The following is a 12,006-nucleotide window of genomic DNA, read 5'->3' as shown; positions in this document are numbered from 1 at the left end:
TCCAGGGGTGACGGATGGCCGAACGCAGTCAGTACGAAGAGCTCTCCCGTCATCTGAGTGGCATCGGCGCCGTCAAACGGGAGATGTCGCGGGGACTGCCCCCCGAATGTCCGCCCGCCTCGGCCGCCGTGCTCTCCCTGCTCGCGAAGTACGGAGAGATGCGGGCCAGCAGGCTCTCGGAGCTGATGGCCATCGACATGTCGGTCACCAGCCGCCATGTGGCGCACGTCGCCGAGCACGGCTGGATCGGCCGTCACCCCGACCCGCAGGACGGCAGGTCCCGGCTGCTGCGGATCACCCCACAGGGACAACAACTGCTGAACGAGCTGTCCGAGGGCGTCACCGAGGCCCTCGCCCACTACCTCCACGACTGGTCCGACGACGACGTCGCCCAGCTGAACGCGCTGCTGGAGCGCCTGCGCACGAGTTTCGGGGACTGCCGTACCCGCGCCCCGCAGGACCTGCCGCGGCAGACCGCGGACCCGGCACGCCCGCCCACGCGGGAGGCCGGGCAGCAGACCACCGCACAGAACTGAGCGAGAAGAAGGAAGCGAATGGCCACGACCACACCAACTCACGGTGTGCACGGAGCCGGTGACGGGGGCGGAGCGAAGCACGCGGCGCAGCCGCACGCGGACGCCGCCTCCGCCGGCGCGGCTCCGATGACGCACCGACAGATCATGGAGGCGTTGTCCGGGCTGCTGCTCGGCATGTTCGTCGCCATCCTGTCGTCCACGATCGTCTCCAACGCACTGCCCCGAATAGTCTCCGACCTGGGTGGCGGACAGAGCTCCTACACCTGGGTCGTCACGGCCTCGCTGCTGACGATGACCGCCTCCACCCCGCTCTGGGGCAAGCTGGCGGACCTCGTGAGCAAGAAGGTCCTGGTCCAGACGGCCATCGTGATCTTCGTGGTGGCGTCCGCGAGCGCCGGTTTCGCGCAGAACCCGGGCATGCTCATCGCCTCCCGTGCGGTGCAGGGCATCGGCATGGGCGGCATCTCCGCGCTGGCCCAGATCGTGATCGCCGCGATGATCTCCCCCCGGGAGCGCGGCCGTTACACGGGATACATCGGCGCCGTCTTCGCCGTCGCGACGGTCGGCGGCCCGCTCCTCGGCGGCGTCATCACCGACACCGACTGGCTCGGCTGGCGCTGGTGCTTCTACGTCGGCATCCCCTTCGCCGTGATCGCGCTGCTGCTGCTCCAGAAGACGCTGAAGCTGCCGGTGGTCAAGCGGGACGTGAAGGTCGACTGGTTCGGCGCGTTCTTCGTCGCCGCGGCCGCCTCGCTGCTGCTGATCTGGGTCACCTTCGCCGGTGACAAGTACGACTGGCTGTCGTGGCAGACGTACACGATGGTCGGCGGCTCCATCGTGCTGGCGCTCCTCTTCGTGCTCGTCGAGTCGAAGGTGCAGGAGCCGATCATCCCGCTGCGGCTGTTCCGCAACCGCACCATCACGCTCGCGGCCCTGGCCTCCCTGTTCGTCGGCATCGCGATGTTCGGCGCGACGGTCTACCTCAGCCAGTACTTCCAGCTCGCGCGGGGCAAGTCGCCGACGATGGCCGGCGTCATGACGATCCCGATGATCGCGGGCCTGTTCCTCTCCACCACCATCTCCGGCCAGATCATCAGCCGGACCGGCAAGTGGAAGATCTGGCTCTGCTCCGGCGGCGTCCTGATGACCGCGGGCCTCGGCCTGCTGGGCTCGCTGCGGTACGACACCGAGTACTGGCACATGGCGATCTTCATGGCGCTGCTCGGCCTCGGCGTCGGCATGATGATGCAGAACCTGGTGCTGGCCACCCAGAACCAGGTCGCCGCCTCCGACCTCGGCGCGGCCAGCTCCACCATCAACTTCTTCCGCTCGCTCGGCGGCGCCGTCGGCGTCTCCGTGCTCGGCGCGGTGCTCTCCAACCGGATCAGCCACTACGTCGAGGACGGCATGGCGAAGATCGGCATGGAGCACGGCGGACCCACCGGTGGCGGCGGCAGCGCCATCCCGGACCTGTCCAAGCTCCCCGCGCCGATCCGCACCGTGATCGAGAGCGCGTACGGCCACGGCATCGGCGACATCTACCTGTACGCCGCGCCGGTCGCGCTGCTCGCCCTGATCTTCGTGCTGTTCATCAAGGAGGTCCCGTTGAACACCAAGTCGGGTCTGGAGCAGGACAGCCTGGAGCAGCAGGGCGACGGCGCGGACACCCCCGCCGAAGCCGCCGCCGCGCAGGCCGCCCCGCAGCCCGAGCCCGCGCTCGTCGGCGCCCCGCAGCACGGGGACGAGGCGCAGCCCCAGACCGTGCGGCAGCCCCTCGCCGCGATGGCCTCGGCCGGCGGCGGCACCGGCCCGACCGGCTACGGCGTACGCGGCACGGTCCGCAACGCGGACGGTGCCGGCGTGCCCAGGGCCGCGGTCACGCTGATCTCGCTCAGCGGCCGCCAGCTGGGCCGTTCCGTGGCACACGGCGACGGCGCCTACAGCCTGGACGCGCCCGAGCCCGGCTCCTACGTCCTGATCGCCGCCGCCGACGGCCACCAGCCGCAGGCGTCCACGGTGCTCGTGGGCGGCGAGATGCTCAGCCACGACATCCTGCTCTCGGGCACGAGCGGCCTCGCCGGCCTGGTCCGCAGCGCCGCCGACGGTGCGCCCGTCCCGGACGCGATGGTCGTCGTCACCGACGTCCGCGGCGAGGTCCTGGCCACCGGGAAGACCGGGGACCGCGGCGACTTCGGCTTCGACGAGCTGGTGACCGGCAGCTACACCGTCGCCGTCAACGGCAGCGGTTTCCGCCCCGTCGCCCGCCCCGTCGAGGTCGACGGACAGGGCATCACCCGGATCACCGTCGACCTCGCCGCGGGTGCCCGCGTGCAGGGCGTCGTACGGGCCGGGGCCGACCGCAGGCCGCTGGCCGACGCGCGGGTCACGCTCGTCGACGCGGCCGGGAACGTGGTCGCCACCTCCACCACCGGTGAGGACGGCGCGTACGCCTTCACCGACCTGGACCAGGGCGACTACTCGGTCATCGCCAGCGGCTACCCGCCGGTGGCCAACGCCCTGAACGTGGGCGGTTCCGGAGTGGACGGCTACAACATCGAGCTGCACCACCCGGACGAATGATCCCCCGGTCCGGTGGGCGCGCGAGTTCGAGCGGAGCGCGCGCCCACGGGACCGGCCGGGTAAGGCCCCGGCACTCCCGCGGCTGGGAACGCGGGCAGGGGACGGCCCGCAACGCGGGGTGCCGGGGCCAGTCTTGAGCGAGAAGGAGAGCGAAGAACGATGGCAGGCGCAGGCGCGGGGGTACGGGCACAGGTCCGCACCCGCGACGGATGGGCGGTCCAGCACGCGGTGCTGACCGTGACCGACATGACGGGCGCACAGGTCCTGCGCGCCGAGGCCGACGACGAGGGCGTCATACGCAGCGGCGAGGCTCTGCCCGCCGGCCCGTACACGGTCATCGCGACCGCCATCGGCTACGCACCGGCCGCCTCCACGGCGATGGTCACCGCGGCGGGCCGGGCCGACCTGGGCACGCTGGTGCTGGCCCGGCAGGGCGGCGTCGAACTGCCCCCGCCGGGGCCGTGGACGATCGACCCGATGCACTCCACGGTGGCGGCGACGGCGCAGCACCTGGGCATCACCAGCGTGCACGGCCGGTTCACCGAGTTCAGCGGGCGCATCGACATCGACGGGCAGCCGGAGAAGTCGGCCGTCCAGGCCGTCATCCGCGCGGGGAGCATCGACACCGGCAACGGCATGCGGGACGGCCACCTGAAGTCGGGCGACTTCCTCAACGTCGAGGAGTACCCCGAGATCACCTACCGCAGCAGCTCCGTCGAGACCGCGGGACCGGACCGCTGGACGGTGCACGGCACACTCGCCATGCACGGCGTCGTCCGGGACGTCGACCTGGACCTGACGTACCTGGGCACCGGGCCCGACCCGTGGGGCGGCACCCGCGCGGCCTTCCGCGCGAGCGCCGAACTGCGGCGCGAGGACTTCTCGATGAACTACAACCAGGTCGTCGCCGCCGGTATCGCGGCGATCGGCACCACCCTCAAGGTCGACCTGGACATCCAGGCCGTGCAGGGCGAGACGCTGCCCTTCTGACCGGCGGCGACGTACGAGCGCGGCGGTGGGCGCCCGGGGTGCCCACCGCCGCGCTCGTCCGTCAGGCCGCGACGGGCTTGAGCAGGTATCCGGCGCCGCGCCGCGTGTGGATCATCGGCTCCCGCCCCGCGTCGATCTTCCGCCGCAGGTAGGAGATGTACAGCTCGACGACGTTGGCCTTGCCGCCGAAGTCGTAGCTCCACACCCGGTCCAGGATCTGCGCCTTGCTCAGCACCCGGCGCGGATTGCGCATCAGATAGCGCAGCAGCTCGAACTCGGTGGCCGTGAGGTGGATGCCGACGCCGCCGCGCGAGACCTCGTGGCTCTCCTCGTCCAGCCTCAAGTCACCGACCACGAGCACCGATTCGGGCGTGCGCTCCTCCATCGCGCCGGCCCGCCGCAGCAGCCCGCGCAGCCGGGCGACGACCTCCTCGACGCTGAACGGCTTCGTCACGTACTCGTCGCCGCCCGCAGTCAGCCCCGCGATCCGGTCCTCCAGCGCGCCCTTCGCGGTGAGGAACAGCACCGGCACGTCCGGCAGTTCCCGGCGCAGGTTCCCCAGCACGGTCAGCCCGTCCGTCCCGGACAGCTTCACGTCCAGCACGACGGCGTGCGGCCGCCAGCCGCGGGCCGTCCGTACGGCCCCGGCGCCGTCGCGCTCCACACGGACCTGCCAGCCCTCGTAGCGCAGGGCCATCGACAGCAGATCGGTCAGGGACGGTTCCTCGTCGACCACGAGCACGCGCAGGGCGCGCGAGGGATGCGTAGCGGCGTTCATGGGACCAGACTGCTGACGGTCTCTGAGAACAGACTGTCCACAGTCTGTGAATCGTCTGAGAATCCCGGCGGCACCCGTCCGAGTGGTTGACGTACCGCCCGGGCGACAGTATCGCCCGGCGCGGAATAGCCCGCGCCCCCGCCCGGCTGACGTTCCCATGGCACCTCACGAGCACCTCGGCACGATCGGCATCTGGAACACCGGCCTCCGCAACCCGGACCCGGCACGGAGCGGCGAGATCGCCGAAGCCGCGGCGGAACTGGAGGAGTTGGGCTACGGCACACTCTGGCTCGGCGGCGACCCGCCCCTGGAGCTCGTCGAGCCGGTACTGGCCGCCACCTCCCGCATCACCGTCGCCAGCAGCATCCTCAGCATCTGGCGCTACGAGGCGGCCGAGCTCGCCGCCCGGCACGCGGAGCTGAGCGCCGCGCACGGCGACCGGCTCCTCATCGGCCTCGGCGTCAGCCACTCCGAGACCCGCGGCGCGACGACGGAGAGCAACCCGCTCGCCGCCCGCCCCTACACCGCCATGCGCACCTACCTCGACGCCCTCGACGCCGCACCCGAGCCGCTCCCCGCAGAACGGCGCGCGCTGGCCGCGCTCGGCCCGAAGATGCTCAAGCTCGCGAGCGAGCGCACCCTCGGCGCGCTCCCGTACCTGGTCACGGCCGAGCACACGGCGCGGGCCCGGGAAACCCTCGGCGCCGGCGCGCTGCTCGCGCCCGAACTCAAGGTCGTCCTCGACACCGACCGCGCACGCGCCCGCGCCACGGCCCGCGGCTACCTCAGCCGCTACCTCGCGCTGGAGAACTACCGCAACAGCCTGCTCCGCCTCGGCTTCACCGAGGACGACTTCCCCGACGGCGGCAGCGACCGCCTCCTGGACGCGGTCTACGCGATCGGCGACGCCGACACCGCCGCGTCCCGCACCGAGGAGTTCCTCGCCGCCGGCGCCGACCACGTAGCCGTCCAAGTAGTCCTCCCCGAGGCCCAGTTCGACTCCCTCCCCTGCGAATCCTGGCGCACCCTCGCCCGGGCACTTCCGCTGGACGGGCGGGGCGCGGGCAGGGCGTGAGCGCGACGGCGCGGTGAACCCGCGCCGCCCGGCCCCGCGTTTCCCACGGGGCCGGGCGGCGCGTCGGTGTGGCGGAAACACGAAAGAGGCCGGTTCCTGATCGGAACCGGCCTCTTCGGCGGTGTGCGCTCGGCAGGATTCGAACCTGCAACCTTCTGATCCGTAGTCAGATGCTCTATCCGTTAAGCTACGAGCGCTTGGCTTCCGGGCCGTTTTTTCCGCCCCGTCGGCGTTGCGGGAACAACATTACATGAACCGCGCCCAGAGGCGAAATCCGATAGCCAGACCGCCTCTGACCTGCGGAAACTTCCTCAGCACCAGATCTGCCCCACGGGTACGCCCCGACCGCAAAGGCCTCGGAGTGACCGCCGTCACGGGCCCGGACCGCAAGAGGGCGTCCCCCGAACCGAACAGGCGCGAGTACACCCCCGGACACGAAGAAACCCCGGCTGAGAACAGCCGGGGTTTCCGTGATCCGGGGATCAAGTGCGGAGGCTGAGGGATTTGAACCCTCGATGGGGGGTTGCCCCAAACCGCATTAGCAGTGCGGCGCCATAGACCAGACTAGGCGAAGCCTCCAACCACACCCGCGAAGCGATGTCGTGGTGTGTGCCGATGATGGCACAGCCGGGACGGCTGTCTCCAATCGGCCCCTACAGTACTCGGTCGCCGCGCCGCTGGGCAAAGCGTTACGGAGCACCCCGCGCCCCGGCCGGGGCCTGCCCGTACGGCGGCAGGCGGGGCCGCTTCGCGTTAGGACCGCGGGGGACGGGGGACAGTCATGGGACATCCGCACGTTCCGGGGGCCGGGACAGCGATGCCGCCGGCCCGCGGCTGCCACCGACGCACACATCTGGAGCAGACCATGCCGCGTCGCCACGCGTCCCTCACCGTCCTGGTCTCCGTGCTCGCGCTCGCCGCGGGCCTGACCGGGTCCGCCGCCTCCGCGTCCGCCCCGGCCGGCCCCCCGGCGAGACCCGGGAAGGCCGCACCGCCGGACGGCTCGCACCAGCTGTTCTTCACCGTCACCGACAGCAGGTACTCGGCGAAGGACGGGCTGTACCGGCTGGAGTGCGAGCCTCCGGGCGGCGACCACCCGCGCGCTGAGGCCGCCTGCGCCGCGCTGCTGGACGCGAGCCGCGGCGACCGCGACCCGTTCCGTCCCGTCCACCCGGACGAGAACTGCACGAAGATCTACGGCGGCTCCGCGACGGCACACATCAGGGGCACCTGGCGCGGCCGCGAGGTGGACGCGCACTTCAAGCGCACCGACGGCTGCGAGACCGCGCGCTGGGACGCCCTCGTACCCGCGCTCCCGAAGGCCGGCCGGGAGGACTGACCGGCGGGCCGGGCAGAGGAGCGGACGGAGTGCGTCCGGTTTGCCCGCCGGGGCGCCCCTTCTCCCCTCCTCTGCCGGTACTTCGGGTACTTCGCACCCGTCACGCCGGGTGAAGTTCCGCAGTCTCCGAGCGGGTTGGGCAGATCCGGTAGGACTTCGGCGGGAGGGCGCACGCCCCCGGCATGCACGCGACGAGAAAACCCGAAGAAATTCCGCCGCCCGAACCCGCCCCGGGCGGCGTCGCCGAACGGCCCCCCGACGCACGGGAGATCGGCGCCGGAGCGTCCTCGCGGGCGGGCCCGGCGGGGCCGTGCGCTCACCTTTCTGTCGCGGATCCGCCGCCTCACGCACAAGCTCGGCCCGTAGACTCCCTCCCGTGGCACTGTCGCGGTCCCCGGCAGACCGGCAGCCGGGACCGGGCCCCGATCCCGCACGGGGTGCGGGGCGCGTCCGGTCACATGCACCGTGGGGTTATCAGGGAGGAAATGTCGTCGTGAGCAGCAGGCCATCCCGAGGCGCTGCTCGCCTCGCAGCCATACTCGACGCACTGCCCGACGCGTTGCTCTTGGTGAACTGCAACGGCACGGTGGTGAACGCCAACGCCATCGCGCTGGAGGCGTTCGAGACTCCGGGTACGGCTCTTGTGGGGCGCGGGCTGCTGGATCTGCTGCCCGAGTTCGACTCGAAGCGGATTCCGGGCTCGATGCGCAGGCCCGACCAGGAGACCGATCCGCGGGAGCGCCAGAAGCCGACCAGAATGGTCGCGCGGCGCACCGACGGCGCCGAGTTCCCGGTCGAGGTGACCAGCGCCAACCTGGAGGACGGGCGCACCCCGTACGCCTCCGCGATCGACGCCGCCTTCGCCACCGACCACCACGGCGCGGGCTCGGGCAACAGCTACACCGGTGACGAGCTGCTGATGCTGGTCGTGCGCGACCTGACCGGCACCCTCGACACCGAGTCCGAACTCGCCCGCCAGCAGCGCCAGACGGAGATGATCCTGCGCGCCGCGTCCGAGGGCGTCGTCGGGGTGGACACCGCGGGGCGGATCGTCCTCGTCAACCCGGCGGCCGCGCAGATCCTCGGCCACCGCGCCGGTGACCTCGGCGGGCGCGAACTGCACCCGCTCGTGCACCACACGCGCGCCGACGGCACCCCGCTCCCGTACGAGGAGACCCCGCTCGCCGACACCCTCCGCTCCGGCCGGAAGCACCGGGTGCGCGCGGGGCAGGTGCTGTGGACGAAGAGCGGGCAGGGCGTGCCCGTCGACATGACCACGGCCCCGGTGCGGGACGGTGATCAACTCGTCGGCGCCGTCCTGACGTTCACCGACCGCCGGGCGTACGAGGACCTCACCGCGCGGCACGAGCACCTGCGGACGGTGCTCGGCGAGACCCTGCGCAAGCCGCTGGACCAGCTGCGCGACGAGCTCGCCGGACTGGCCTCCGACCCGGCGGGCCAGCTGTGGCCCGAGGCGAACCAGGTGCTGCACCATCTGACCGCCGGATACGGGCGGATGGCCGCGCTCGTCGACAACGTCCTCGCCTACCAGCAGCTCGACGCGGGGCAGGAGAAGCTGCGCCGCGAGATGACCCCGCTGGACAAGGTCGTCGCGAACGGCGTGGACCGCGCGGTCGAGCTGATCGGCCCCGGGCGGGCCCAGTTCGCCGTGCACGCGCCGCCGGTCGAGGCCGAGGTCGACGCCGAGCGGCTGTCGACGGCGCTGGCCCACCTCGTCGCCGACGTCACCGGCGTGGACGCGCTCGGCAACACCCCCGTGCAGGCGGCGCAGGGCGTCGACTCGACGATCGTGGTCGCCGCCGCGCGCCGCGGTGACGTGGTCCGGATCGAGGTGCGCGGGCCGCACGGCGGCGGCAGCCCCGTGCACGAGCCGATCGTGCGCGGCATCGTGCGCCGGCACGGCGGCGTGCTCCAGACGCACGAGGTGCCGGGCGCCGCGGGCGGCAGCGCGTACGTGCTGGAGGTGCCGGTCTCCGCGGACGGCGGCCCCGGCACGGTCGGCACGGGCGCGGGCCAGCCGGGCGAGGACGGCAGCCGGACCGGCGGCACGGGCTCCGTCGAGTACGGCGCGCAGGCTCAGCAGCCCGGTGCCGGAACCGACGGTTCCGGAGCGCCGGTCGAGGCTCCCGTACCGGGCGAGCCGGGCGAAGTCCCCGGCGAGGGCGCCGAGGCGGGCGCCGCAGAGCCGGTCCCGGGTGCCACGGACGGCGCGGGAGTCGCGTACGAGGCGGGCCACGACGGCCTGCCGGGCGCGCACTCCGTGGAGCGGGAGAACGAGACGACGGTGATGCCCGTCCCGGCGCAGCCGGTGCGCGGCACGGAGCTGCAGGCCGCCGAAGGGTCGGCGGCCGTCGGCACGGGCGGCGCCTGGACCAGCGACGGCACGGCGCCGCAGGCGCCCGAGGACGGCGCGGACGGCATGATGCCCGCCGCCCAGGGCGAGGGTCCCGGTACTGCGCTGGCCGTTCCCGGTGACGTCTCCGGCCCGGAATCCGGCGAGGCCGAGGGGCAGGCCGGGGCGCCGCAGCAGCTTCCCGCCGCGGCCGTCGCCGAAGCGCCCCGCCCGACGGGCAGGCGGCGCGGCCGGCCCAGCCCGGCGGAGGAACAGCACGAACAGGCCCTGGCGCAGGACGAGTCGGGCGCCCGGGGCGCGCTCGCGCTGCCCCCGGCGGCCGCGGACGCCCGCGCGGACGTTCCCGTACCGGCGCAGGGCACCGGCAGGCGCGCCCGGCGCGCGCTGGCCTCCCCCGCGCAGGAGGGCGCGGGCGACCCGCAGGCCGGGCCCGTACCGGAACAGGTGCAGCCGGGTACCGGCCGCCGTGGCCGGCGTCCCGTCGGCAACGGTGCCGAGCCGGAGCCGGAAGCGGCGCAGGGCGGCGCCCAGTTGGCGCTGCCCGCGCAGGCCGGCCCCGAGGACCGGCCGGTGGCCGAGCCCTCGCCGCAGCAGGGACGTCCCCAGCTGGAGGCACCCGGCGCGCAGGCGGTTCCGGCCGGAGTGCCCGCGCAGGGGCCGGAGTTCGCGGCTCCGCCCGGACAGCAGCAGCCCCAGCAGGCCGCACCCGGCCCGCACGCGCTGCCCGCCGGCGGCGAGACCCCGATGCTGCCCGCCCAGGCCGGACCAGCCGACGGCCCGTCCCCGGAGGACGGCGCCGGTGACGCGGCTGCCGACGGCGTGGAAGCCGCCGCCGACGCCCCCGAAGGTGCCGACGGCGCAGCGGACAGCGGCGCGAACGCGCCCGGGACGCCCCCGGGTGCCATGCCGCTGCCGCGTGAACTCCCGCAGGAGCAGCCGCAGTCGGCCGGTCCTGTGCCCGCGCAGGACGGCGTCCCGGCCGCCGAGCAGCTGCCGCAGCCCGAGGCCGGTGAGCAGCCGGTGCCCCCGGGCGAGGCGCAGGACGGCGGCCCGTGCGTGCGGACGCTCGGCCAGGGCGTGCCGTTCTCGCAGCGGATCGCCGAACAGCAGCAGCCACAGCAGCGGACGGAGGGCGGCGGTATGGCCGTACCGTCCACCGCGACGGCCATACCGTCCACCCCCTCGACGCCCGGCTCCGGCCGTCGGCGGCGACTGGCGGCACCGCCGGAGGAGGCGCCCGACGCCGCCGGGCAGGCGCCGCAGGCTCCGGCCGCCGCGCCGCAGCCCCCGCCGGGACCGATGCCGCAGCCGCAGCCCCAGGGAGAGGGCCCGGCGCGGGAGTTCGCGATAGGCGCTCCGGCGGCGGGTTCCGCCGAGGGGCCCGAGCCGCTGGACGGTCCGGACAGCCTCGTCGAGGTCTCGGACGGGCGGGGCACCTCCGTGCCGGACGGGCCCGTCGACGACGAGCTGCCGCCCGAGCCGCTGGACAACCCGCGCCGGCTGCTGGTGTGGCCCGAACCGGACGTCTCCACGCAGCAGGCGCTCGCCGGCCGCGGCTACCGGCCCGTGATCGTGCACTCGCGCGAGGAGGTCGACGCGCAGATAGCGGCCTACCCGGCGGCGCTGTTCGTCGACCCGCTGACGGGGCCGATCACCCGTACCGCGCTCCAGTCGCTGCGGCAGGCCGCCGTGGCGGCGGAGGTTCCGGTGCTGGTGACGGCGGGTCTGGGCCAGGCGACGCGGGAAGCGGCGTACGGCGCCGACCCGGCCGTGCTGCTGAAGGCGCTGGCGCCCCGGGACAGCGAGCAGCACCCGCCGCGGGTGCTGCTGGTGGAGGAGCACGAGGCGGTGGCGGGTGCGCTGACCGCGTCGCTGGAGCGGCGCGGCATGCAGGTCGCGCACGCGCCCTCGGACTCCGAGGCGGTGAACGTGGCGGCCGAGGCGCGGCCGAACCTGGTGGTCATGGATCTCATGCAGATCCGCCGCCGGCGTGCCGGGATCATCGACTGGCTGCGGGTCAACGGCCTGCTGAACCGGACCCCGTTCGTCGTCTACACCTCGGCGGACCTGGACCCGGAGCAGCTGCCGCGGCTCATCTCCGGCGAGACGGTGCTGTTCCTCGCGGAGCGGTCGACGAGCGCGGAGGTCCAGTCCCGCATCGTCGACCTCCTGACGAAGATCGGCGCGCACTAGGCGGGGCCCTTTGCGGGGGGGCACCCCGCTTGGGAGGTCTGCGCCATAGGCGCAGGGCCGGCAAGCGCAGCCGCGCCCGCCACGGTGCGGGGTGCGGCTGCGTCGGGGCTGAGGCCTTGCGCAGTTCCCCGCGCCCCTTAT

The 12,006-nt window shown here is 73.6% G+C and carries 7 protein-coding genes and 2 tRNA genes; 6 read left to right on the top strand and 3 right to left on the bottom strand.

Translation table 11 applies throughout. From position 1 onward, the window contains the following. Positions 1-14: 14 nt before the first annotated feature. The 3 genes from HCC30_RS11055 to HCC30_RS11045 all read left to right on the top strand — a co-directional run bounded on the left by HCC30_RS11055 (position 15) and on the right by HCC30_RS11045 (position 4,106). Positions 15-536: a MarR family winged helix-turn-helix transcriptional regulator gene (locus HCC30_RS11055; RefSeq protein WP_169442286.1), complete on the top strand. Its 522-nt coding sequence runs from the start codon at positions 15-17 to the stop codon at positions 534-536. Positions 537-554: 18 nt separating this feature from the next. Further along, positions 555-3,116, top strand: a complete 2,562-nt coding sequence (locus HCC30_RS11050; protein ID WP_169442285.1) for an MFS transporter — start codon at positions 555-557, stop codon at positions 3,114-3,116. A gap of 159 nt (positions 3,117-3,275) precedes the next feature. Next, entirely contained in the window at positions 3,276-4,106 is an 831-nt protein-coding gene (locus tag HCC30_RS11045; protein WP_169442284.1) for a YceI family protein, read from the top strand. Between the two features lie 61 nt (positions 4,107-4,167). Here HCC30_RS11045 and HCC30_RS11040 read toward each other — a convergent pair whose 3' ends face one another. Beyond that, positions 4,168-4,884, bottom strand: a complete 717-nt coding sequence (locus HCC30_RS11040) for a response regulator transcription factor (protein ID WP_169442283.1) — start codon at positions 4,882-4,884, stop codon at positions 4,168-4,170. 157 nt (positions 4,885-5,041) lie between these two features. Between HCC30_RS11040 and HCC30_RS11035 the strand changes: the two genes are divergently transcribed. Continuing rightward, entirely contained in the window at positions 5,042-5,959 is a 918-nt protein-coding gene (locus tag HCC30_RS11035; RefSeq protein ID WP_169442282.1) for a TIGR03620 family F420-dependent LLM class oxidoreductase, read from the top strand. 124 nt (positions 5,960-6,083) lie between these two features. Here HCC30_RS11035 and HCC30_RS11030 read toward each other — a convergent pair. Both HCC30_RS11030 and HCC30_RS11025 read right to left on the bottom strand, forming a co-directional pair. Next, positions 6,084-6,156, bottom strand: a tRNA-Arg gene (locus HCC30_RS11030). A 292-nt stretch (positions 6,157-6,448) separates the two neighbouring features. Then, positions 6,449-6,538, bottom strand: a tRNA-Ser gene (locus tag HCC30_RS11025). A 286-nt stretch (positions 6,539-6,824) separates the two neighbouring features. Between HCC30_RS11025 and HCC30_RS11020 the strand changes: the two genes are divergently transcribed. Both HCC30_RS11020 and HCC30_RS11015 read left to right on the top strand, forming a co-directional pair. After that, on the top strand, positions 6,825-7,298 hold the full coding sequence (locus tag HCC30_RS11020; RefSeq protein WP_169442281.1) for an SSI family serine proteinase inhibitor: 474 nt from the start codon (positions 6,825-6,827) through the stop codon (positions 7,296-7,298). A 493-nt stretch (positions 7,299-7,791) separates the two neighbouring features. Next, on the top strand, positions 7,792-11,865 hold the full coding sequence (locus tag HCC30_RS11015; RefSeq protein ID WP_169442280.1) for a PAS domain-containing protein: 4,074 nt from the start codon (positions 7,792-7,794) through the stop codon (positions 11,863-11,865). The last annotated feature ends 141 nt before the right edge of the window (positions 11,866-12,006 follow it).

Origin of the sequence: Streptomyces sp. HNM0574, from assembly GCF_012726235.1 — a bacterium.
Classification (GTDB): domain Bacteria; phylum Actinomycetota; class Actinomycetes; order Streptomycetales; family Streptomycetaceae; genus Streptomyces.
This window is presented reverse-complemented; position numbering and strand designations above follow the sequence as displayed.